Source organism: Sphingomonas pituitosa NBRC 102491 (assembly GCF_001598435.1).
Classification (GTDB): domain Bacteria; phylum Pseudomonadota; class Alphaproteobacteria; order Sphingomonadales; family Sphingomonadaceae; genus Sphingomonas; species Sphingomonas pituitosa.
On the sequence record NZ_BCYY01000001.1, the window covers coordinates 146,292 to 170,173 of the forward strand.

Annotated in this window: 15 protein-coding genes and 1 pseudogene; 5 read left to right on the forward strand and 11 right to left on the reverse strand. The window is 67.5% G+C overall.

Annotated features, from left to right (window positions below; all coding sequences use genetic code 11):
* Nucleotides 1–3: 3 nt before the first annotated feature.
* Together SPI01S_RS00705 and SPI01S_RS00710 are read right to left on the reverse strand one after the other, a co-directional pair.
* Nucleotides 4–1,590 carry a tetratricopeptide repeat protein gene (locus tag SPI01S_RS00705; RefSeq protein WP_245653414.1) on the reverse strand — a complete coding sequence of 529 codons (1,587 nt, stop codon included), beginning with the start codon at nucleotides 1,588–1,590 and terminating at the stop codon, nucleotides 4–6.
* The gene (locus tag SPI01S_RS00710; RefSeq protein ID WP_066716640.1) at nucleotides 1,565–3,217 is read right to left on the reverse strand and encodes an electron transfer flavoprotein-ubiquinone oxidoreductase; all 1,653 of its coding nucleotides are present in this window, start codon (nucleotides 3,215–3,217) and stop codon (nucleotides 1,565–1,567) included. Before SPI01S_RS00710 ends, SPI01S_RS00705 begins: the two co-directional genes overlap by 26 nt.
* Before the next feature lie 131 nt (nucleotides 3,218–3,348).
* Here SPI01S_RS00710 and SPI01S_RS00715 point away from each other — a divergent pair, with 131 nt between their 5' ends.
* Genes SPI01S_RS00715 through moaB form a run of 3 tightly spaced genes read left to right on the forward strand, consistent with a single transcriptional unit; the run spans nucleotide 3,349 to nucleotide 6,510 of the window.
* Complete coding sequence (locus SPI01S_RS00715; RefSeq protein ID WP_066716643.1) at nucleotides 3,349–4,071, forward strand: uracil-DNA glycosylase family protein; 723 nt, start codon at nucleotides 3,349–3,351, stop codon at nucleotides 4,069–4,071.
* Nucleotides 4,068–5,993, forward strand: coding sequence for a lytic transglycosylase domain-containing protein (locus tag SPI01S_RS00720; RefSeq protein WP_066716646.1), 1,926 nt, complete (start codon nucleotides 4,068–4,070; stop codon nucleotides 5,991–5,993). The genes SPI01S_RS00715 and SPI01S_RS00720 overlap by 4 nt, the downstream gene beginning before the upstream one ends.
* A complete protein-coding gene (gene moaB, locus SPI01S_RS00725) occupies nucleotides 5,983–6,510 on the forward strand; it encodes a molybdenum cofactor biosynthesis protein B (protein ID WP_066716649.1) in 528 nt (175 codons plus the stop codon). The genes SPI01S_RS00720 and moaB overlap by 11 nt, the downstream gene beginning before the upstream one ends.
* A gap of 137 nt (nucleotides 6,511–6,647) precedes the next feature.
* Here moaB and SPI01S_RS00730 read toward each other — a convergent pair whose 3' ends face one another.
* Nucleotides 6,648–6,983: a VOC family protein gene (locus SPI01S_RS00730; protein WP_066716651.1), complete on the reverse strand. Its 336-nt coding sequence runs from the start codon at nucleotides 6,981–6,983 to the stop codon at nucleotides 6,648–6,650.
* A gap of 56 nt (nucleotides 6,984–7,039) precedes the next feature.
* Here SPI01S_RS00730 and SPI01S_RS00735 point away from each other — a divergent pair, with 56 nt between their 5' ends.
* On the forward strand, nucleotides 7,040–8,110 hold the full coding sequence (locus SPI01S_RS00735) for a PA0069 family radical SAM protein (protein ID WP_066716653.1): 1,071 nt from the start codon (nucleotides 7,040–7,042) through the stop codon (nucleotides 8,108–8,110).
* A gap of 132 nt (nucleotides 8,111–8,242) precedes the next feature.
* Here SPI01S_RS00735 and SPI01S_RS00740 read toward each other — a convergent pair.
* A pseudogene (locus tag SPI01S_RS00740) lies at nucleotides 8,243–8,581 on the reverse strand (DUF3470 domain-containing protein); the annotation flags it as partial.
* A 67-nt stretch (nucleotides 8,582–8,648) separates the two neighbouring features.
* The gene (locus SPI01S_RS00745; RefSeq protein WP_157084502.1) at nucleotides 8,649–9,875 is read right to left on the reverse strand and encodes an SGNH/GDSL hydrolase family protein; all 1,227 of its coding nucleotides are present in this window, start codon (nucleotides 9,873–9,875) and stop codon (nucleotides 8,649–8,651) included.
* 136 nt (nucleotides 9,876–10,011) lie between these two features.
* On the opposite strand from SPI01S_RS00745, the gene SPI01S_RS00750 reads away from it, so the two are divergent.
* On the forward strand, nucleotides 10,012–12,624 hold the full coding sequence (locus SPI01S_RS00750; RefSeq protein WP_066716659.1) for a M1 family metallopeptidase: 2,613 nt from the start codon (nucleotides 10,012–10,014) through the stop codon (nucleotides 12,622–12,624).
* A gap of 209 nt (nucleotides 12,625–12,833) precedes the next feature.
* On the opposite strand, the gene SPI01S_RS00755 is transcribed toward SPI01S_RS00750, so the two are convergent.
* From SPI01S_RS00755 to SPI01S_RS00780, 6 genes are all read right to left on the reverse strand, one after another.
* Nucleotides 12,834–14,426 (reverse strand): long-chain fatty acid--CoA ligase, encoded by a 1,593-nt coding sequence (locus SPI01S_RS00755; protein ID WP_174539055.1) that lies wholly within the window; start codon nucleotides 14,424–14,426, stop codon nucleotides 12,834–12,836.
* A gap of 297 nt (nucleotides 14,427–14,723) precedes the next feature.
* Nucleotides 14,724–18,203, reverse strand: a complete 3,480-nt coding sequence (dnaE, locus tag SPI01S_RS00760; RefSeq protein WP_066716664.1) for a DNA polymerase III subunit alpha — start codon at nucleotides 18,201–18,203, stop codon at nucleotides 14,724–14,726.
* A gap of 199 nt (nucleotides 18,204–18,402) precedes the next feature.
* Entirely contained in the window at nucleotides 18,403–18,885 is a 483-nt protein-coding gene (locus tag SPI01S_RS00765; protein ID WP_066716666.1) for a glutathione peroxidase, read from the reverse strand.
* Nucleotides 18,882–19,565, reverse strand: coding sequence for an ABC transporter ATP-binding protein (locus SPI01S_RS00770; protein ID WP_066716668.1), 684 nt, complete (start codon nucleotides 19,563–19,565; stop codon nucleotides 18,882–18,884). The genes SPI01S_RS00765 and SPI01S_RS00770 overlap by 4 nt, the downstream gene beginning before the upstream one ends.
* Entirely contained in the window at nucleotides 19,558–20,808 is a 1,251-nt protein-coding gene (locus SPI01S_RS00775) for a lipoprotein-releasing ABC transporter permease subunit (protein WP_066716671.1), read from the reverse strand. The genes SPI01S_RS00770 and SPI01S_RS00775 overlap by 8 nt, the downstream gene beginning before the upstream one ends.
* A 539-nt stretch (nucleotides 20,809–21,347) precedes the next feature.
* Nucleotides 21,348–23,720 carry a TonB-dependent receptor gene (locus SPI01S_RS00780; protein ID WP_066716673.1) on the reverse strand — a complete coding sequence of 791 codons (2,373 nt, stop codon included), beginning with the start codon at nucleotides 23,718–23,720 and terminating at the stop codon, nucleotides 21,348–21,350.
* Nucleotides 23,721–23,882 lie beyond the last annotated feature (162 nt).

Here is a 23,882-nt window from a genome sequence, read left to right on the forward strand (position 1 = left end):
CGTTCAGGAGGCGCGCGTCAGCCCCTCGCGCAGCTTGCGGGCGATCCGCTCGGCATCGGCCGGCGCGGCGTGGATCGCCGCTGCCCGCCAGGCATAGCGTGCCTCGAACTGGCGGCCGAGCTGCCAATAGGCATCGCCCAGATGCTCGTTGGCCGTGGTGCCGGCCGGATCATCACGCGCAGCGGTTTCCAGCAACAGCGCGCCGCGCGCGACCTCGCCCTGGCGCACATAGGCCCAGCCCAGTGCGTCTGCGACCTCGGCGTCGTCGGGCGCGACCTTGCGGGCGCGTTCCAGCAGGCGCAGCGCTTCCGCACCATCCCCGCCGTGCGCGATCAGCGCCGCGCCCAGCGTGCGGAGCGCATCGGCCCGATTGGGTGCGAGCGCCACCGCCTTGCGGAGTTGGGGCAGCGCCTCCTCCCAGCGATCCGCCCTTTCGAGCGCCAGCCCGAGATCGAGATGCAGGTCCGCGCTGCCCGCGCCGCCTCGGCGGATGGCATCGGCATAGGCGCGCGCCGCAGCATCGTGCCGACCGGTATCGCTGAGGAGCCGGGCATAGCGCTCCACCTCGATCGGCGTAGCGCCGCGATCCTCGGCGAGCGCCCTGGCATCTGCCAGCGCCGCATCGGCACGGCCGGCATCCCGGAGCACGCCGATGCGCGCACCGGCGGCACGGCGGGCGAACGGGCTGTCCTTCGGGATCGCCGCCAGCGTCTGCAGCGCAAGATCCGCCGCACCATTGGCGTCGAGCGCCTGGGCGAGCAGGATCCGCGAACGCGCCTCGGCAGGATCGAGGATCAGCGCGCAACGACTCAGCACGATCGTCAGCGTCGCCATCCGGTCCCCGCCCAGATCGGCGGCCAAGGCGCGGAACATACGCGAGAGCGCATAGCCGATCGTTACCGTTTGCGGGCCTCCGAGCGACCGCGCCACCGCCTCCAGCTCGGAGTCCCCGCCGTCGAGCAGGAAGCGCCCGCCATCGCGGCCGCGCACGGTCGCCAGATCGATGCGCATGTCGGCATCGCCGTCCCCGGCAAGCGCCGCCATCGCGCCGAGCGCGGCGGAATCGTCCTTGCCCTGTGCCATCAGCATCAGCGCACGCTGGGGCGCGGCATAACGGCGGGCGAGCGCGCCCATGTCGAGGCTGTCGATCACCGCCACGCCGTCCAGGCCGCGCGCCTGTGCCAGCCAGGCGGTGAAAATGGGCATCAGGAAGTCGAACGGGGTGCCCTTCAGCCGCTTCACGGCGTCGGCGGCGCGGGGCTGGTCGCCGGCGGCGAGCGCCACCGCCATGTCGACCAGCGCCGCATCGGGCGGCGCGACGCCGGCCTTTTCCATCACTGCCGCCGCACGGCTGGCGAGCGGCATGTCGCCCACCATCAGCGCCTGGCGATAGGCGCGCAGCGCGATCACCGGATCGTCGGGCGTCACTGCCAGCGCGCGGCCATAGCCCTGCGCCGCCACGCCCGCCGCCCCTGCCGCATCGGCGGCGCGGGCGCGGACATAATCGGCCAGGTCGGCCGTCTGCGCCGCTGCGGGCACCGCCAGCAGCAGCGCGAGCGCGGCGCTACATGTTCGGATAATTGGGGCCACCCCCGCCTTCGGGCACCACCCAGTTGATGTTCTGGGTGGGATCCTTGATGTCGCAGGTCTTGCAGTGCACGCAATTCTGCGCGTTGATCTGGAACCGCAGATCATCGCCTTCCCCTACGACCTCATACACACCCGCCGGACAATAACGCTGCGCAGGCTCCGCGTACATCGGCAGATTGTAGCCGATGGGAATATCCTTGTCCTTCAGCGTCAGATGGACCGGCTGGTCCTCCTCGTGATTGGTGTTCGAGACGAACACCGACGAGAGCCGGTCGAAGGTGAGCACGCCGTCGGGCTTGGGATAGTCGATCTTCGGCGCCTGGTCGGCACGCAGCAGTCCCTCGTTATCGGGCTTGTGCTTCATCGTGATCGGCCAGCGCAGGCCCAGATGCTCGCTCCACATCGCCACGCCCGAGAGCAGAGTGCCCCAGGTATCACCGAACTTCTTGACGAGCGGCGCCACGTTGCGGACGCCGCGCAGCTCCTTGTACACCCAGCTCGCTTCGTACGCTTCCGGATAGGCGGTGAGTTCGTCGCTCGTGCGCCCGGCCTGCACGGCCGCGAACGCTGCCTCTGCCGCCATCATCCCGCTCTTCATCGCGGTGTGCGTGCCCTTGATCCGCGGCACGTTCAGGAAGCCGGCCGAATCGCCGATCAGCGCCAGGCCCGGCGCGACCAGCTTCGGCACGGACTGCCAGCCGCCATCGGAAATCGCGCGCGCGCCGTAGGAGACGCGCTTGGCGCCCTTCAGCAGCGCGGCGATCTCGGGGTGCGTCTTCCAGCGCTGCATCTCCTGGAAGGGCGAGAGCCACGGGTTCTTGTAGCCCAGCCACACGACGAAGCCGATCGCGACCTGCCCATCCGCCTGGTGATAGATGAACCCGCCGCCATTGGCGCCGTCGGTCAGCGGCCAGCCCTGGGTGTGGATCACGCGGCCCGGCACATGCTTGGCGGGATCCACGTCCCACAATTCCTTGATGCCGATGCCATAGACCTGCGGCTGGCACTCGGCGTCCAGCGCGAACTGGCGGATCATCTGCTTCGACAGGTGGCCGCGGCAGCCTTCGGAGAGGAAGGTGTATTTGGCGTGGATCTCGAGGCCCGGCTGGTAGTCCGGCTTGTGCTCGCCGTCCTTCGCCACGCCCATGTCGCCGGTGGCGACGCCCTTCACGCTGCCATCGTCGTTGTACAGGATTTCGGCGGCGGCGAAGCCGGGGAAGATCTCCACGCCCAGCTCGCCGGCCTTCTCGGCCATCCAGCGGCAGAGATTGCCGAGGCTGCCGGTATAGGTGCCCTTGTTGTGCAGATAGGGCGGCGTGAGGAACTCGGGGTACGCGGACCTGCCGGTCTCGCTCAGCACCCAGTGACGGTTCTCCGTCACCGGCGTGCGCGCCAGCGGGCAGCCGTCGTCGCGCCACGTCGGCAGCAGCTCGTCGAGCGACTTGGGATCGACCACCGCGCCCGACAGGATGTGCGCGCCGACCTCGGAGCCCTTCTCCAGCACGCACACCGAAAGCTCGGCGCCGGCTTCGTTCGCCAGCTGCTTCAGCCGGATCGCCGCGGAAAGACCGGCAGGCCCCGCGCCGACGATCACGACGTCATAGGGCATCGACTCCCGTTCGCTCATCCTTGTTCCCCTAAGTCCTTCGTACTAACACGGCCCTCGCGGCCACCTGTCGTCGCGCGCGCGCAACGTTCTGTCTATCCGGCGATGAAGCCAGATTGACCCCGCCGTCAACTGGGATTCAAAGAATGGGTATGGGGGTAGAACCAGACAATAGCTGGCACAAGTCGCTCGCGAGCGCGCTCGAATGGTGGGATGCCGCCGGGGTCGACGTGCTGGTGGAAGACGAGGTGCGCGACTGGTTCGCCAAGCCCGCGCCGCTCCGCGCCGAGCCGCTGCCCGAGCCTGCCGTAACGGCCGCGCCTGCTGCCTTGCCCCAGACGCTGCCGGAATTCCTCGGCTGGCGCACCGGCGAAGCGGCGCCCGAAGCCGGGTGGCACACCCCCGTCATCGCCCCTGCGATCGTCGCGGATCCGGCCTGGACGATTTTTGTCGACATGCCCGAGCCCGAGGACACCGACACGCTGTGGAGCGGCCCGGCAGGCGCCCTGCTCGACCGGATGCTTGCGGCGGTGGGCCTCTCGCGCGACTCGGTGCAGCTGGTGCCGCTGTGTTTCGCCCGGCCGATGACCGGCCAGGTGCCGGCCGATGCAGCGCCCAAGCTGGTCGAGCTCGCCACCCATTTCCTGTCGTTCGTCCGACCGAAGAAGCTTCTGCTGCTCGGCCATGCGGCGACCCGTGCGGTTCTCGGGCCGGAAGCCTGGCCGCCGGAACTTCGTTCGCACGACGTTAACCGCTATGAGACGACAACGCAGGTGGTGGCGACCTATCACCCGCGCTCGCTGATCGAGCGTCCGGCCGCCAAGAGCGAAACCTGGAAACATCTGTTGCTGCTGAGCCGGGGACCGAGCCTTTGACCTTGCGCATCCTGCTTGCCGCCACACTGATGACGGCGCCGATCGCCACGCCGGCCCTGGCCGCGTTGCCCGACGACACCAGCCCGGCGGTCATCGACGAGGACGCCCCCGCCCCTGCCAACGCCAAGCGCGCCGGCGAAGGCATCCCGCCGCAGCTCGATGCCGACCAGCGCGCCGATTACCGGTTCGTGTTCGATGCGATCCGCACCGGCCGCTGGGTCGATGCCCAGATCAAGCTCGATTCGATGAAGCCGGGCCCGCTCCACGCGATCGCCCGCGCCCAGCTCTATACCGCGAAGGGCTCGCCCCGCGTCGAGGCCGACCAGCTGGTCGCGCTGATCACCGAAGCGCCCGAGTTGCCCCAGGCCGAACAGCTCGTCCGCCTCGCCAAGACGCGCGGCGTGAACGACCTGCCGATGCTGCCGGTGGCGCAGCGGCTGATCTGGTTCGACGGCGCCCCGATCCGCAAGCGTGCCCGCTCGATCCGCAGCGACAATGCCGCGACCGAAGTCGCGATCCTGATGTCGCCCTACGTCAAGACCGACAACGGCCCCGCCGCCGAGGCCGTGGTCGCGCGTTTCGCCAATGATCTGACGCCCGAGGCGCTGACCGAATGGCAGCAGAAGGTGGCGTGGATCTATTATGTCGCCGGCGACGACGCCAACGCCCGGCGCATGGCCGCCAAGGCCGAGCAAGGCATGGGCGAATGGGCGGCGCAGGCCGACTGGGCCGATGGCCTCGCCGCGTGGCGCCAGCAGGATTGCGCCGGTGCCACCGCCGCCTTCGAGCGCGTCGCCACCCGCGCCAGCGACACCGAACTGCGCTCCGCCGGCCTGTTCTGGGGCTCGCGCGCCGAGATGGCGTGCGGCCGTCCGGACCGCGTCGCCGCCAAGCTGCGCGCCGCCAGCCAATATGGCGAGACCTTCTACGGCTTGCTCGCCCGCTCCAGCCTCGGCATCGAGGAGAAGCGGCTCGAGGGCGACCGGATGATCAGCAAGGATTGGGCGGCGCTCGAACGTCGTCCCAATATCCGCGTCGCCGCCGCGCTTGCCGAGATCGGCGAGACGTCGCTCGCCGACCAGGTGCTGCGCCATCAGGCCAAGTTCTGCACGCCGGACGATCACGGCGCGCTCACCCGCCTCGCTGCAGAGCTGAGCCTGCCGCAGACCGAGCTTTGGCTCGCGCATAACGGCCCGGCCGGCGCCAAGCCGATCGTCGAGGCACGCTATCCGGTGCCGAACTGGTCGCCCGACGGCGGCTGGCGGGTCGATCGCTCGCTGGTGTTCGCGCACACGTTGCAGGAGTCGAACTTCCGCACCGAAGTCCGCAGCGCGGCGGGCGCGATGGGGCTGATGCAGGTGAAGACAGGTGCTGCGATCGACGTCGGCCGCCGCCGCGGCGTGACCTATGCAGCGTCCGACCTCACCAAGCCGTCGGTCAACATGGAGATCGGCCAGTCCTATCTCGAGCAGCTGCGCGACATGCCGCAGACGCAGGGCCTGCTGCCCAAGGTGATCGCCGCATACAATGCCGGGCCGAGCCCTGTGGACGCCTGGAACAAGGCCTCACGCGACAGCGGCGATCCGCTGCTCTATATCGAGAGCATCCCCTATTGGGAGACACGCGGCTATGTCGTGACGGTGCTGCGCAACTACTGGATGTACGAGCTGCATGACGGCAAGCCCTCGCCGAGCCGCGTCGCGCTGGCCGGCGGCATGTGGCCGCGCTTTCCCGGCATGGCCGGCGCCAAGGCGGTCAAGCTCAGTACCCGGCGCGCGCCGGCGCTCAGCTTCCCGGCACCGCAGCCGATCGTGCCGCCGCAGCCCTCGCCGCTCCAGCAGCAGCTCCAGCTGCCGGGCACCGGCACCAGCGTGACGATCAGCGCCGCCAAGCTGCCGAGCGAGGTCGCGCGTGGCAATTGACGAGAGCATCGCCTTCCGCCCCGTCCGCATCGCCGTCCTCACCGTCTCCGACACCCGTACATTGGCCGACGACCGTTCGGGCGACCGGCTGGTCGAGCGGCTGACCGAAGCCGGCCACCTCCTCACCGACCGCATGATCCTGCGCGACGATGTCGATGCGATCGCGGCGCAGTTCGAAGCATGGATCGCCGCGCCGGGCATCGAGGTGATCCTCGCAACCGGCGGTACCGGCGTGACCGGCCGCGACGTCACGCCCGAGGCACTCGCCCGCGTGTGGGACAAGGAGATCCCCGGCTTCGGCGAGCTGTTCCGCTGGCTGAGCTACGCCAAGATCGGCACCTCGACGATCCAGTCGCGCGCCACCGCCGGGGTTGCGCGCGGCACCTATATCTTCGCGCTGCCGGGTTCGACCGGCGCGGTCACCGACGCGTGGGACGGCATCCTCGCCACCCAGCTCGACATCCGCCACAAGCCCTGCAACTTCGTCGAGCTGATGGGGCGGCTGCAGGAGCGCTGAACGCCCAGCCCAACTTGCGTGCCCCTGCGGTCCCGTGCCCCTGCGAAAGCAGGGGCCCAGGGTAGGATAGGACGTCGCGCGTGGCCCTGGGCCCCTGCTTTCGCAGGGGAACGGGTACTTCGATCACCGCGAGAAGTTCACTCCTCCATCACCCACGCCGCCAGCTCATGCCCCTGCGGATCGCGGAAGTGGAACCTGCGCCCACCGGGAAAGCCGAAGATCGGCACCGTGACCGTGCCGCCCGCCGCTTCCACCGAAGCCAGCGTCGCCTCCAGATCGTCCACCGCGATCACCGGCAGCAGCTGGGTGCGCCCCAGCGCATCGCCATCGAGCCCGACATCGGTGTCTCCGCTCATCGTCGACGCATAGCTCGGCCCGAACTCGGTGAACTGCCAGTCGAACACCTGCCCGTAGAATGCCTTGAGCGCGCCCATGTCACCCACCGGCAGTTCGAGATAGTTCAATCGCGCCATAGGTGTTCCCCTTCAATGTTCTTGCTTCGTTCTACTTTGCCGCCTAGCATCGCGCAATGGCAAAGAGTCGCCCTGTCCGCGGTGCCACGTTCAACGATGCGAGCGCGCGCTTCAACCTCCCCGCCCGCGAGGCCGATGGCGACTGGCTCGACGCGCAGGAAGTGATCGACGGCGCCCCGCCGCCGCTGCGCACCACGGTGACGGTGGAGACGCCGCGCACGATCATCAGCCGCAACCAATCGCCCGACATCAGCTTCGAACAGTCGATCAACCCCTATCGCGGCTGCGAGCATGGCTGCATCTACTGCTTCGCCCGACCGAGCCACGCCTATCTCGATCTCTCCCCCGGCCTCGACTTCGAGAGCAAGCTGTTCGCCAAGCCGACCGCCCCCGACCTGCTCCGCGCCGAATTGGGCAAGCGCGGCTATGTCTGCAAGCCGATCGCCTTCGGCACCAATACCGATCCCTATCAGCCGATCGAATCGACCTGGCGGATCACCCGCGGCTGCCTCGAACTGCTCGCCGAGTGCCGGCATCCGGTGACGATCACCACCAAGTCGAACCGCGTGGTGCGCGACCTCGATCTGCTCGCGCCGATGGCGGCGCAGGGGCTGGCGGCGGTGATGCTGTCGGTCACCTCGCTCGACCCGAAGATCGCGATGACGGTGGAGCCGCGCGCGCCCCATCCCGAGCGCCGGCTCGCGGCGATCCGCACGCTCACCGATGCCGGCGTGCCGGTCTTCGTCTCGATGTCACCGGTGATCCCGCACGTCACCGATCACGAGATGGAACACATCCTGGAACGCGCGGCCGAGGCGGGTGCGCGCGGCGCCTTCTTCCTGCCGGTGCGGCTGCCCTGGGAAGTCGCGCCGCTGTTTCGCGCCTGGCTCGACGCGCATTTCCCCGATCGCGCCGCCAAGGTGATGGCGACGATCCAGTCGATCCGCGGCGGCAAGGACAATGACCCCGGCTTCTTCACCCGGATGCGCGGCCAGGGTCCCTGGGCCGAGTTGCTCCAGACCCGCTTCGCCCGCGCGGTGAAGCGCTACGGCCTCGACGGCGAACGCATGCGCCTGCGGACAGACCTGTTCCGCCCGCCGGCCGGACCGCAGGGCGAGCTGTTCTAGCGGCGGGATCACGGAGACGCCTCAGCCCGTAGCGCCGAACAAGCGCCGGAGCGCCTTGCGCCAGCGATCCAGCAGCGTCTCCCCGCGGCAATGGGCGCATGCAGCACGAATAGCTGCAACGCGGTCGGCCGGGTCGCCTGGGCCGGGAGCAGCCGAGAAATAGCGCGGATATTTATCGACTATGTGGTGGAAGTCCGCCGCATCCGCAGGGGTCTGGCCCGCCTTGACCGTGACGTTGGGCCAAATCTCGGAATAGGCAGCGTTGAGGCCCAGCCAGGGCGCGGCTCGGGGTTCGGTGTCGAACACGATCGCGTCGATCGGACACGCCTCGATACAGCAGCTGCAATCCACGCACTCGCGCGGATTGATAACCAGCATCGTTTCGCCTTCGTAAAAGGCATCGACGGGGCAGACCTCCACACAATCCATGTGTTTGCACTTGATGCACGCGTCCGTGATCACCCCCGTCATGGTGCAACCGCCCTCTTTACGCTCTCGGGCAGGGAGGTTGCACATGCCAAGCGTGTCGGCAAGCTGGCTAGCGCAGCAACGCCAGCGGCACCGCCTGCGCCATCGCCGCATAGCCGGCAACCGAGGGATGCAACCCGTCGCCGCTGTCATAGTCCTTGCGCAGCCGCTTCGGATCGGCCGGATCGCGCATCGCCGCGTCGAGATCGATCACCGCATCGAAATTGCCGGGCGTGCGGATCCAGCGGTTCACCGCCTGGCGATCGGCCTCGTTCTGCGCGTCCGGATGGTAATAGCCCGAACCCGCATACGGCATGATCGTCGCGCCCAGGACCTTGATGCCGCGGGCATGGGACCGGGCAATGATCTGGCGATAGGCGTCGATCATCCGCGCGACCAGCGCGGCATGCGCCTCGGGCGGCACCGGCGCCTCGCGGGTAAGCGTACCGAGATCGTTTACGCCCTCCAGCACGATCAGGTGGGTCACCCCCGGCTGGCCGATCACGTCATGGTCGAACCGGGCAAGCGCATTCGGGCCCAGTCCGTCGTTGAGCAGCCGGTTGCCACCGATCCCCGCGTTGAGCACCGCAACCGCGCCCATCCCCGGCACGGCACGCAGTCGGCGCTGGAGAGCATCGGTCCAGCGGGCATTAGTATTGGCTTTCACGCCGTAGCCGTCGGTGATCGAATCGCCGAACGCCACGACCGCCCGCGCCTTCGCCGCGACCGCTTCGATCCCGGCGATCTGGAACCAATGGTCCACCGTCTTCGCGCCCGGAAGGTCGGCGTCGCTGCCATGATCGCCGTGCACGACATAGGAAGTCGCACGCGATCCGGGGTGCCCGGTCTGCTGCGCGGGCGGCTGGGCGATATGGAGCGAGATGGCAAGATCGGTGCCCGGCGCCGCCCGCAGTTCCACCGGATCGCTCCAGTAATCCGCACCCGCCGGGATCGTCACGGACGTCGCCCCGCCGAACCGCAGCGGCCGGAGCGTCGATGGATCGATCCTTGCGCTGGCGGCATCGACTGCGCGGGCGACGGTGGCCCCGTCTAGGACAAAGGGCGCTGTCCCGAAGCGATTGGAGAAGCGCACCCGTAGCCGCGTCGCCGGCCCCTGCAGCCGCACCACCTGGCGCAGCGTCGCGTCGGTCAGGTCGGCCGCCGGCAGCGCATTCGCGCCCTCGAGCGCGAGTTGCGACGTCCACCAGGCCGTCGTCCAGCGGTCGCCCGGCGTCGCCTGCGCGGTTGCCGCCGCCAACAGCCCAGCGGCAACCCAGTGCAGCATGCGTCGTGCCATCCGATCCTCCCCAAGCTTGTCGGTGTTACCCTGACGGCGCGTACGGCCAAGGGCAAGCACTCGCCAGCTTGAGTGTGCTATTGCAGCAAGGCAGCGGCCGACCTAAGCATCCCGCATCCTCGATCAAGGAACCTCGATGCGCGCGCTTCTCTTCGCTTCCTCTGCCCTGTTGCTGCCTGTCGCTGCCCTCGCCCAGACGCCCGCGCAGCCGACCGGCAAGCTCTCCGACGCCGCCACCCCGATCGCCTATCGCCTGGACTTCACCATCCTGCCCGAGAACGAGCGGTTCAACGGGCATACGGAGATCGACATCGAGCTGAAGGCGCCCGCGCGCAGCATCTGGATGCACGGGCGCGACCTGCACGTCGCCAAGGCCGTGGCGCGCACGGGCAGCAAGGCCGTCGCCGCCACCTTCACGCAGAAGAGCCCTACTGGCCTGGCCCAGCTCGACTTCGGCAAGACGCTCCCCGCCGGCCGCGTGACGCTGGTGTTCGACTATGATGCCGCGTTCGGCACCGGCACGCAGGGGATCTACCATGTGAAGGTCGACGATGCCTGGTACAGCTGGACCCAGTTCGAATCGATCGAGGCGCGCGCCGCCTTCCCGTCGTTCGACCAGCCCGGCTACAAGACGCCGTTCACCGTCTCGATCACGACCAAGCCCGGCTTTACCGCAGTAAGCAATGCGCCCGAGAGCGGCACCAGCAAGGCAGGCGAACTGGTCCGCCACCAGTTCGCAGCCACCAAGCCGCTGCCCACGTACCTGGTCGCGCTGGTCACCGGTCCCTTCGCCACCGCCGCGACGATGATCCCGCCGACGCCGCAGCGTGCGCAGCCGATGCCGCTCGGCGTGATCGGCACCAAGCCCAATGCCGGCCAACTCGATTTCGCGCTGAAGGAATCGGGCAAGATCGTGTCGCTGCTCGAGAATTATTTCGGCCAGCCCTTCCCCTTCCCCAAGCTCGACCAGATCGGCTCGCCGATCATGCCGGGCGCGATGGAGAATGCCGGTGCCGACATCTATGGCGACGGCATCCTGTTCCTCGACGAGAAGGACAGCAGCGAGCGCAAGCAGGCGTTCGGCATGGTCGTCGCGCACGAGCTGGCGCACCAGTGGTTCGGCGATCTCGTCACGCCCGCATGGTGGGACGACATCTGGCTCAACGAGAGCTTCGCCAACTGGATGGGCTATCGCATCGGCAACGAATGGCGGCCGGGCCTCCAGATCGAGCTGAACGCGATCGAGGAAGGCTTCGACGCGATGGACCTCGACGCGCTTGCCGCCGGCCGGCCGATCCACCAGCCGATCCCGAACGACGGCGACATCGACGCCGCGTTCGACCAGATAACCTATGGCAAGGGTGGCCAGGTCGTCGCGATGATCGCCGCCTATATGGGCGACGAGGCCTTCCGCGACGGCGTGCGGCTGCACATGAAGCGGCATGCCTATGGGAATGCCAGCACCGACCAGTTCTTCGCCTCGCTGGCCGATGCGGCGCATGATCCGCGCGTGCTCGCCTCGCTGAAGAGCTTCGTCGACCAGCAGGGCGTACCGGTGGTGACGCTGCACCGCGATGGGACCACGCTCACCGCTACCCAGTCGCGCTACGGCTTCTTCGGCGCCAACCTGCCCGCCGAGCAATGGGTCGTGCCGCTGTGTCTCCGCCAGGGCGAGACGAAGAGCTGCGCGCTGCTCGACAAGCCGAGCATGACCGTCTCCGCCAAGGGCAGCGGCGCGATCGTGCCCAATGCCGGCGGCTGGGGCTATTACCGCTTCGAGCTGGATCCGGCCGATTGGGACGCGCTGATCGCCGCCACGCCCAGTCTGCCTGCCGCCGAACTGCTCGCCATCGACGACAGCGCCTGGGCCAGCTTCTATGCCGGTCGCAGCCCGGTGACCCGCCCGATCGCACTGACCCGCGCGACCGCGACGCACGGCTCGACCAAGATCGTCTTCGACAATGCCCATCGCCTGCGTGACCTGGAGAAGCGCGGGCTGATCAGCGCGCAGGCGCTGCCCGCCTATCGCAAGCTGTTCGTCGAGCTGTACGGGCCGATGCTGGCCAAGATGGGCTTCGATCCGGCGGCCGGCGCCTATGCCAAGGAGGAGGCAGACCAACGCGAGCTGCGCAAGGATCTGGTCAATCTGGTGGCGGTGACCGGCCATGATGCGGCGCTTCGCGGGAAGCTGACCGCCGCGTTCGACGCCTTTGTCGCCGGCGACGACAAGGCGCTCGATCCCGAATATCGCGGCGTCGCCGCTGCGATTGCGATCAACGAACGGGGCGTACCGCTGGTCGAGCAGCTGGTCACGAAGGCCAAGGATCGGCCGGCGCTGTTCCAGGCGCTGGGCCAGGGCGTGACCGGCTCGGGCAACCCGGAGGTCGCGCGCTGGTTCCTCAACGACTTCAAGGATCCGCGCATCAACGCCCGCCAGCGGCTGTTCACCGTCGCCGGCTTCCTGAAATCGCCCTACACGCGCGATGTCGCCAGCGACTTCATGATCACGCACTTCGACGAGTTCGTGAAGAATGGCGGCGGCGGGGGCGTGTTCTCCGGTCGCGCGGCGCAGATGTTCGGCGCGCTGTGCTCGAACGCGCAGGCGGACGCGGTGGACGCCAAGCTGCGACCAACGACGAAGGGCAGCACGCTCAGCCTCGATCGCGCGATCGAGACCATCCGCACCTGCGCCCGCTTCCGCGACGCGAAGGCCGACGAAGTGAGCGCGGCGATCGCAGCGGGCAAGTAAACACGATGGGGGTGGGGGCCGACCGCCCTCCCCCTACCGTCATCCCGGCGAAAGCCGGGATCCATTCGCCCCTCGCTATCACCAAGAGCCGATGCGGAGGCCCCAATGGATCCCGGCCTCCGCCGGGATGACGGCTCAATGGGTGTGTCCGCCTTCTTGTTCGAGCGGCTCGGCAGATGGATCGCCGACGCAATTCCGGGCGCGGGCCCTCACGCCGCCTTGAGCGCATAATCCTTGTAGCGCTTGCGGATTTCCATCTTGAGCAGCTTGCCCGTCGCCGTATGCGGCAGGCTGTCGACGAAGTGGATCTCGTCGGGCAGCCACCATTTGGCGACATGCTGCCCCAGATGGGCGAGGATCTCCGCCTCGCTCACCTTGCTGTCGGGCTTGCGGACAACGAGCAGGATCGGCCGTTCCTCCCAGCGCGGATGATAGACCCCTATTGCCGCGGCCTCGGCGACGCCCTCGCAGCCGACCGCGCAATTCTCCAGCTCGACGGAGCTGATCCATTCGCCGCCGGACTTGATCACGTCCTTCGCCCGATCGGTGATCTGCATCACGCCGTCGGGGTGCAGCACCGCGACGTCGCCGGTGTCGAACCAGTTGTCGGCATCGACCGCGGGCTGTTCCTCCCGATAATATTGCCCGATCACCCAGGGCCCGCGCACCTGCAGCCGGCCGGACGTCTTGCCGTCCCGCGGCAGAAGGTTGCCTTCCTCATCAACCGTGCGCAGCTCGACGCCGTACGGCACCTTGCCCTGCTTGCTCACCTGATCGACCTGCGCCTCGAAGCTCAGTTCGTCCCAATCGGCCGACGGCGCACCCATGGTGCCGATCGGGCTGGTCTCGGTCATGCCCCAGGCGTGGTTGACCCGCATGCCCATCCGCATCAGCCGCTCGATCATCGCGCGCGGCGCCGCCGATCCGCCGATGGTGACGATCTTGAGATACTTGGGCGTCTCGCCGGTCGCGTCGATATGCTGGAACATCGCGAACCACACCGTCGGCACGCCGGCCGAGTGCGTCACCTTCTCGCGGTTCATCAGCTCGCACAGGATCCTGGGATCGTTGAGCGCAGAGAACACCATCTTCGCGCCCACCGCCGGCGCCGCCCAGGGCAGGCCCCAGCCGACCGCATGGAACATCGGCACGATCGGCATCGCGACGGACTGGGTGGACAGATCGAACTCGGCCGGCTGCAATTCCGTGAGCGCGTGAATCACCGTCGAGCGGTGCGTGTACACCACGCCCTTCGGATTGCCGGTGGTGCCGCTGGTATAGCATAGCATCATCGGCTCGCGCTCGTCACCGGTCACCCAGGCATAGTCGCCGTCCTCGTCGCCGATCCACGCCTCGAACCCGTCGGGGCCGAGATCGTCGAAGCAGATATAATGCTCGATCGTCGTCCAATGCGGCTTCAGCCGCTCGACCACGGGCGCGAACATCCGGTCGTAGAGCAGCACCCGATCCTCGGCATGGTTGCCGATAAAGGCGAGCTGGTCGTCGAACAGTCGGGGGTTGATCGTGTGGATCAGGGCGCCCATGCCGGTCACGCCGTACCAGGCGACCAGATGGCGGCTGTGGTTCATCGCCAGCGTCGCGACACGATCCCCTTTTTGGATACCGAGCCGTTCCAGCGCCTGCGCCATTCGCCGCGCGTCGTGCGCGATGCCCGCCCAGTTGGTCCGCGTTTCGCTGCCGTCCGCCCAGCGGGTGACGATCTCACGCGGACCGTGTTCCCGCGCCGCGTGATCGAGCAGGGTGGATACCCGAAGCTCGAAATCCTGCATGCCGCCCAGCATATGCCTCTCCATTGCGTGGCTGTTTGGCGGCAGGATACGCCTTCAACGACCGAAGTCGAGAGGTGGAGGCGTTACATCCTGTTGCTGCAGCTTTGCGACATACCTGTTCGTCGATCAGACGGGCGCCCCCTCCACCACGCTGCTGGCGCAGCGCGCCCCCTCCCCCGGCTTCGCCGAGGGAGGAGACGCTAGAGGGCGATGTGGTAAAGCGTTTCCTCCCCCGGAGCATGGCTCCAGGGGAGGGGGACCATGCGCGCCAGCGAATGGTGGAGGGGGCCCTTTCCCCAACCCAAAAACTCAGGCCGCCGCCGCCAGCTTCATGCTCGCCGGCATCAGCGACGCCGCCTTCACGCCCGGCATGCTCTCGATCTGCGCCGCCAGCTCGGTATCGAGCCGGAAGCCCCGGCCGAGCATCACCGTCGCCTCGCCCTCCTCGATCGGCGCGTGGAGCAGGATCTCGCCCCGGCCCCCGCCGCGCAGCTCACCGACCAGCGCAGCCAGTTGAGCCGGCACCGTCGGATCCTCGATGCGGATCTCCATCACCAGCTGGGTCGTGCCCGCCAGCGTGTCGAACGGCTGCACGCGCTTCACCGCCGCGCGCGGGGTATCCTCGCCGGGCCGCTTGTCCAGCTCCAGCGTCAGGATCGCGCAGCCGGTGCCGGCGGCGCAGGCTTCCATGTCCTTGGCGATCAGCTCCTCGAAGCACGAGGTCTGGATCTGTGCGCTGCGGTCCGAGATCGTCGCCATCAGATAGCGATTGCCGCGCGCCGAGGTGCGGTAGCGGCAATCCTCGATCAGCGCGGCGATCTGCGCGTTCACCCGCGCCCCCTCCGGGATCTGCATGTCGGGCAAGGTCCCGATGTCGCGCACGCCCTGGCCGCGGAACAGATGCTCGTAGCGATCGAGCGGATGCGCCGAGAAATAATAGCCAAAGGCATCCTTCTCGGCGTTGATCTTGTCGGACATCGACCAGACCGCGTCCTTCGGCACGGTGATCCCGCCGCCCGCCGGCTCGGCATCGCCGAACAGCCCGCCCTGCCCGCTCATCCGGCTGGCATGGTCTCGCTGGGCGACCGCGAGGATCGTCTCCGCCGCGGCATGCACGCCGGCGCGGTTCGGCTCGATGCTGTCGAACGCGCCGGCCGAGGCGAGCGTTTCCAGCTGCCGCTTGTTGAGCACGCGCGGATCGACGCGCTTGGCGAAATCGTCGAGGCTGGCGAAGCGGCCGTTCGCCTCGCGCTCCTCGACCAGCAGCTCCATCGCCCGCTCGCCCACGCCCTTCAGCGCGCCGAGCGCATAGCGCACCGCCAGGCCTTCCTCGTGCGCCTGCACGGTGAAGTCGGCCTCGCTGGCGTTGATGTCGGGCGACAGCGCCTCGATGCCGAGGCGCCGCATGTCGTCGGCGAATACCGCCAGCTTGTCGGTCTGGTGGATGTCGTAGGCCATCGATGCGGCAAAGAATTCGTGCGGATGGTGCGCCTTGAGCCACGCCGTCTGGTACGCCAGCAAGGCGTAGGCGGCCGCGTGCGACTTGTTGAAGCCGTACCCTGCGAACTTGTCGATCAAGTCGAACAGCTCGTTCGCCTTGGCGGCGGAGATGTCGTTCACCTCCTTGCAGCCCTTCACGAAGATGCTGCGCTGGGCATCCATCTCCGCCTTGACCTTCTTGCCCATCGCGCGCCGCAGCATGTCTGCGCCGCCGAGCGTATAGCCGGCGAGGATCTGCGCGGCCTGCATCACCTGTTCCTGGTAGACGAAGATCCCGTAGGTCTCGCCCAGGATCGGCTCGAGCAGATCGTGCGGATAGACGATCGGCTCGCGCCCTGCCTTGCGCGCGCCGAACATCGGGATGTTGTCCATCGGGCCCGGGCGATAGAGCGAGACGAGCGCGACGATGTCGCCGAAATTGGTCGGCCGCACCGCGGTCAGCGTCCGGCGCATGCCTTCGGATTCCAGCTGGAACACGCCCACCGTGTCGCCGCGCTGAAGCAGGGCATAGACGCCCTCGTCGTCCCAATCGAGCCGATCGAGGTTCACGTCGATGCCGCGCTTGGCGAGCAGCACCACCGCCTTCTTCAGCACCGACAGCGTCTTGAGGCCGAGAAAGTCGAACTTCACCAGCCCCGCGCCCTCGACATTCTTCATGTCGAACTGGGTCACCGGCATGTCCGAGCGCGGATCGCGATAGAGCGGCACCAGCTGCGCCAGCGGCCGGTCGCCGATCACCACGCCGGCGGCGTGGGTCGAGCTGTGGCGCGGCAGGCCTTCCATCCGCATCGACAGGTCGACGAGGCGCTTCACATCCTCGTTGCCGGTATACTCGGCATGGAATTCGCTCACGCCGTTCAGCGTGCGCTCCAGCGTCCAGGGGTCGGTCGGGTGGTTCGGGATCTGCTTGGCGAGGCGATCGACCTGGCCATAGCTCATCTGCAGCACGCGGCCGACGTCCTTGATCACCGCGCGCGCCTTCATCGTCCCGAAGGTGATGATCTGCGCGACGTGATCGCGGCCGTATTTCTCCTGGACGTAGCGGATCACTTCGCCGCGCCGGGTTTCGCAGAAGTCGATGTCGAAGTCGGGCATCGAGACGCGTTCCGGATTGAGGAAGCGTTCGAACAGCAGGCCCAACTTGAGCGGATCGAGATCGGTGATGGTCAGCGCCCAGGCGACCGCCGAGCCCGCACCCGAACCACGGCCCGGCCCAACCGGAATGTCGTTCGACTTGGCCCATTGGATGAAGTCGGCCACGATCAGGAAGTAGCCCGGGAACCCCATCTGGATGATGATGTCGAGCTCGAACTGGAGGCGCTGGTTATATACCTCCACTTCGGCGGGATCGGTGATGCCAGCGAAATCGAGTCGGTCCTTCAGCCCCGCCCAGCTCAGGTCGCGCAGCATCTTCGCCTCGCCCTCGCGGTCGCCGGCGAGGCTGGGCAGGATCGGCTTGCGCTTCGGCGCGGCATAGGCGCAGCGTTGGGCGACGACGAGCGTGTTCTCGATCGCCTCGGGCAGGTCGGCGAAATCGGTCTTCATCGTCTCGGCCGGCTTCAGCCAGGTCTCGGGCGAGGAGCGCGGGCGATCGTCGGTTTCGAGATAGGTCGAGTTGGCAATGCACAGCATCGCATCGTGCGCACTGTAGAAATCGGCTTCGGCGAAGCAGGCCGGGTTCGTCCCCACCAGCGGCAGGTCGCGCGCATAGGCGAGGTCGATCAGCTTCGCTTCCGCGCGCGTCTCGATGTCGTTGTTGCGGCGGGCGATCTCGACATAGAGCCGCTCCGGGAACAGCGCCTCGAGCTGTGCGACATAGGCCTCGGCGGTCTTGTCCTGTCCGTCGGCATAAAGCCGGGCGAGCGCGCCCTCGGCCCCCGCGGTGAGGCAGATCAGACCGTCGGTATGGCCGGTGAGTGCCGCGAAGGGGACATGCGCATCCTCCTCGATCGGGCGATCGAGATGCGCCTGCGACACCAGATGGCAGAGATTTTCATAGCCGGTCTGGTCCTGCGCATAGAGCGCCAGCCAGTCGATCGGCACGTTCAGCCCCTCGGCCAGGTTCGAGCGCTTCACCGCCAGCAGCGTGCCGACGATCGGCTGGACGCCGGCCTTCTTTGCGGCATCCGAAAAGCTCATCGCGGCGTAGAGGCCGTTGCGATCGGCGACGGCGATAGCGGGGAAGCCGTGGTTCTTGGCGTGCTTGGCAATCGCCTTGGGGTCGATCGCCCCTTCGAGCATGGTGTAGCAGGAGAAAACCCGAAGCGGGACGAAACCGGAATGCGCCATGCCCGAACCTAGGAGCGCCCGGGGCGAATTGCCAACCCGGCGCGGCGCTTCTCCACAGCTTTTGCGTTCGGTCGAGAGATCCCGCCGAAACGGACCCATCCAAACCTGCAACGATACGCAGATATGGTAAACGAGAGGTGCGGCCGGGACATCCACACACCTCCCGTTCCGGCCGTGCTTTTTCCTACATCGCCGGGCTTCAGAGCAGTGCTTCGATATCCGCGCCGATCGCGCTCGGCGCAGTCGTCGGCGCGTAGCGCTCCACCACCTTGCCGGCGCGGTTCACCAGGAATTTGGTGAAGTTCCACTTGATCGCCTGGGTGCCCAGCACCCCCGGGGCCTGCGCCTTCAGCGCTTGGAACAAGGGTGCGGCGTTGCTGCCGTTGACGTCGACCTTCGCGAAGATCGGGAAGCTGACGTCATAGCTGAGCGAGCAGAAACTCGCGATTTCCTCGGCATTGCCGGGTTCCTGCGCGCCGAACTGGTTGCACGGGAAGGCCAGCACCGCGAAGCCGCGGTCGCGATAGGCGCGCCACAGCTGCTCCAGCTCCTTGTACTGGGGCGTGAACCCGCATTTGGACGCGGTGTTGACGACCAGCAGCACCTGACCGGTGAACTGCGACAGGTCGCTGGTGGTGCCGTCCGGCAGCGTCACCGGAAGCTGCGTGATCGCGTCGCTCATGCCAATTCCTCCAGTCGTCCCTCGTGCAGCCGCACCACGCGGTCCATCCGCGCCGCCAGCCGTTCGTTGTGCGTGGCGACCAGCGCCGCCGAGCCTTCGTTGCGGACGAGGTTGACGAACTCTCCGAACACGCGGTCGGAGGTCGCCTCGTCGAGATTGCCGGTCGGCTCGTCCGCCAGCACCAGCGGCGGGCGGTTGGCGAGCGCGCGCGCCACCGCCACACGCTGCTGCTCGCCGCCCGACAGCTGGTTCGGCCGGTGCGTCAGCCGGTGGCCGAGCCCGAGCTGGGTGAGCAGCTCGGTCGCCCGCGCCTGCGCCGCCGGCCGCGTCGCGCCGTGGATCAGTTGCGGCAGAACGACATTCTCGGTCGCGTCGAAATCGGGCAGCAGATGGTGGAACTGGTAGATGAAGGCCAGCTTGTCGCGCCGCATCGCAGTCCGCCCCCCGGCCGGCAGCTTCGCCGCCTCCTCGCCGACGATGCGGATCGATCCCTCGAACCCGCCTTCGAGCAGGCCCACCGCCTGCAGCAGCGTCGACTTGCCCGAACCCGAGGGGCCGAGCAGCGCGACGATCTCGCCCCGCTGCACGTCGAGGTCGACGCCGCGCAGCACGTCGATCCGCACCCCGCCCTGCTCGAAGCTGCGGCGCAGGTCGCGCGTCTGGAGAACCGGTTCATTCATAGCGCAGCACCTGGACGGGATCGGTGCTCGCCGCCTTCCACGCAGGGTAGAGGGTGGCGAGGAAGGTGAACAGCAGCGCCGTCGCGCAGATCGCGAAGGTCTGCAGCGGATCGGTCTTGGCGGGAAGCTCGGTGAGGAAGCGCATCTGCGGGTCCCACACCTTCTGGCCGGTCACCGCGCCGATCGCCCATACCACCTGCTCGCGGAAGGTGATGAAGAAGAAGGCGAGCACGCCCCCTGCCCCCACGCCCAGCGCGCCGATGGTGGTGCCGACGGTTACGAAGATGCGCATCAGCCCGCCGCGCGTCGCGCCCATCGTCCGCAGCACGGCGATGTCGCGCGTCTTGGCGCGCACCAGCATGATCAGCGACGAGATGATGTTGAACGACGCCACGACGAGGATGATCGACACGATGGTGAACGAGACGATCCGGTCGACCGACAGCGCCTCGAACAGTTCGCGGTTCATCTGCCGCCAGTCGGTGATCTGGCCGATATTCGCCACCTTGTCGGCAAGCGGGCGGACGACCTCGTCGATCTTGTCGGGATTGTTGGTGTCGATGCGGATCATCTGGACGCTGTCGCCGAGCAGCAGCAGCGTCTGCGCATCCTCCATCGGCATGAAGATATAGGCCTTGTCGTAATCGTAGACGCCCACCTCGAAGATCGCGGCGATGCGGTACTTCACGATCCGCGGCATCGTGCCGAACGGCGTGGCCGAGCCCTGCGGGTTGATGATCGAGATCTCCGACCCGATCGAGGCCCCCAGCGATTCTGCCAGCCGCGAGCCGATCGCGATCTGCTCGCCGCCCGGCTTGAGGTTCTTGAACGAGCCGAGGATCTCCTTGCCCTTCAGCGTCGGGTTGCCGAGGATGTCCTCCATCCTCAGGCCCCGCACCAGCGCGAACTCCACGCGGCCGTTATAGCTGGCGAACAGCGGCTGCTCGACCAGCGGCGTCGCCGCGGTGACGCCGGGGATCGCCTTGGCCTCGTCGGCGATGCGGCGCCAGTCGCGCAGCTGGCCGTTATAGCCTTGCACCACCGCATGGCCGTTCAGCCCGGAGATCTTGTCGAACAGTTCGGCGCGAAACCCGTTCATGATGCTCATCACCACGATCAGCGCGGCGACGCCGAGCATCACGGCGACCAGGCTGAAGCCGGCGACGACGGCGATGAAGGCTTCGCTGCGCCCGGGCAGCAGATAGCGGCGGGCGATCATTCGCTCGTAGCGAGAGAGTAGCATGGCGATCCTCTAGGGCCAGTCAGGCGGCGTGGGAAGCGTTCTGTTGCCGATTCGACACAGGCTTGCCGCAATCTGCTGACGCGAAGCTGTCGACCGGTGACAAAGGCCGTCCAGCCTTCTACCAAGAAACCGTCGAAGCGCAGGCGCAAAAAGGCCACGGTTCGGGGAGGTTCCCAGCTCCACATGCGAACAAACGCAAGTGTTTGAAGCGGGATCCTATCAAGGGGGCTGACGAGCATTCGTCACGCAGGCGCCCGGGCCGGCAACGGTCCGGGCGTTTTCGTTTTCGGACTGGTTGTCGTGGCCGACCCGCCCGGCTTCAGCTTGCCCTTACTTGGTTTTCAGCCAGTCGGTCTGCAAGGCGTGTGCTCCCGCGCCCTACGCCGATCCGTCATTCCGGCTTTCGCCGGGATGACAAACTGGAAGAGGTATTCCTGTCGGTACGGCTTGGCCTTCCCACCGCTATCGGGCGGAGCGGGTCGCCCCACCCCGCCCGCCAACCTCCCCCGGCCATGGCGGGAGGCCAGCCCGTGCCACGATCAGAACGAGCCGCTGATCGTGAAACCCCAGGTACGCGGATCGCCCGGCTGGCCGATGATCAGGCCGGTATTGCCCGACTGGACCGAGAGCAGCTCGAAATAATGCTGGTCGAACGCGTTCCGCACCCAGGCGAAGGCGTTCACCTTGCCCTTGCGATAGCCGAGCCGGAAGTTGGACAGCGCATAGCCGTTGATCCAGGTGTAGGCCGAGGGCGACGGGTTGGACGAGAAGCGCGACCGCCAGCTGCCGTCATAGCCGAGATAGACCTGCCCGCCTTCGACCGGGGCATTGACCTCGCCGCCGAAGCCGAGCGCCCATTTGGAGATGCCCGGCAGCACCTGGCCCGAAATGTCGCAATTGGCCGGGCTCACCCCGCCCGGCGTGCCCGGCGCGCTCGGCGTCGCGCCGGTGCTGCCGCCTGCAAGCTCGGGCGGGCACGGCGCGTCGCGGAAGCGGACGTACTTGGCATCGGTATAGGCGCCGTTGACGTAGAGCTTGAAGCGGTCGGTCGGCTGGAAGTTCGAATCGAACTCGACGCCGCGCACCCGCACCTTGTCGGCATTGGCGAGATAGCCGCGGATCACCCCCAGCTGGCCGTTGGTCACGGTCGCCTGATAGTCCCTCACCTCGGTCCAGAAGCCCGCGAGGTTGAAGGTCGCGCGACGATCGAGGAACTGCGTCTTCAGGCCCAGCTCGAAGTGATTGACCTTCTCCGGCTTGACCGAGGCGGCGCCGAGGATCGGATTGTTGTTCGCATCGAGCGGCAGGCCGGACAGGTTGATGCCGCCCGACTTGAAGCTGCGCGCATAGGTCGCATAGCCGTGCACGTCGCGGTCGAAGTCATAGGAGAGCGTCGCGTCGCCCGAGACGTTCCAGTCGCTGAACCGCGCCGAATAATTCTGCGGCGCCAGCACCCCGCGCTGGTCGGCGGTGAGCGTTGTGCTCCCAGCGCCGTTGGTGACGACCGCGAGGTACGACCCGGTCTTCTTGTCGTAGTTCAGCCGCAGGCCGGGCTGGAACCGCAGCTTCGGCACCACTTCCCAGTTGAGCTTGCCGAACACCGCGAAGCTGGTGTTGTCGAACCCGATCGTGTTCTTCGAGGTCAGCCCGTTCAGCGTCGCCGGGTTGTTCGCCGCAGCACTGGTCGGGTTGAGCAGCCAGCGGCTCGCCGCCGATCCCTGCACCTGCGAGCCCTGGGTGTCGATGGTCTGGTGAAACACGAACACGCCGGCCGTGTAGTCGAGCTTGTTCTTGCCGTTCGACGCGATCCGCAGCTCCTGCGTCACCTGCTTCTGCTGCGACGGGTTCTGCGAGACGGTGGTGATCGGCAGGCCGATAAAGTCTCGGTCGTTGGCCGGCTGCCAGTCCCAATAGCGCCAGGCGCTGACCGAGGTGATCGTCGCCGCCCCCAGATCCCAGTTCGCCACCAGCGAGGCGCCGCCGATTTCCTGCCGCGAATTGATGTCGGCATCGAGGTCGGTGCGGCGGTCGAACGGGTCGGTGCTCGGCGGCGTGTAGCCGAACGCCGCGGCGAGCGCGGCATATTGCCGGTTGAGCGGCCGCTGGGTGGCACCGGTGCGGACGTAATATTGCACGCAGCACAACGGGTTCTGCAGGTTGAAGTCGCCCGAAAGGGTCAGGTCGAGGTTCGGCGCCGCGCGCCACAGCAGCTGGCCGCGCACCCCGTAATTGTCGAGCCGGTGGAGGTTGGTATCCGACCGCGTGTTGTAGATCGTGCCCTGGCGATTGGTAATCGAGGTCGAGATCCGCACCGCCAGCGTGTCGTTGGCGATCGGCGCCGAGGCGGAAGCCTTGAGCTGGAGGAAGTTGTAGTTGCCGGCGCTCGCCTCATAGCGGACCTCCGGCGTGAAGCTCGGCTTGCGCGTGGTGATGTTGATCGCGCCGGCCGTGGTGTTCTTGCCGTAGAGCGTGCCCTGCGGTCCGCGCAGCACCTCCACCCGCTCGACATCGACGAAGTCGAAGGTCGAGGCGCCGACACGGCCGATATAGACGCCGTCGACATAGAAGCCGACGCCCTGCTCGATCCCGTCATTGGTCAGGCCGAACGGCGCGCCGAGGCCCCGGATGTTGATCGCGGTGTTGCGCGGGTTGCTCGAATAGAATTGGAGGGCCGGCTGCGACTGCTGGATGCGGGCGACGTTGAACGCCCCGGCCTCGGCCAGCGTCGCCCCGCTCAGCACCGAAATGGCCACCGGCACTTCCTGGACCCGCTCCTCGCGCCGCCGTGCGGTCACCACGACGTCGCCGTCCTGGCGCTGCGGCTCCTCGGCGACGGGCTTCGGCACCTCGGGATCGGGTGCGGCGGGCATCGCACTGGACAGCAGCAACAGCGGAATCAGCGGCAGGCTCATGATGTTCCCCTAGATCGTTGCGGCAATCTCCACTGTATCGATGGGTTTTAGCTAGGAAGGAGATGTTTAGCGGGGGCTAGCCCGGATTGGGGCACCTCTTGAAACGCTCAACCGCAACACCAGATGAAGGGAGCGAGGCGCCGAACGGGCTTCGCACCGGTG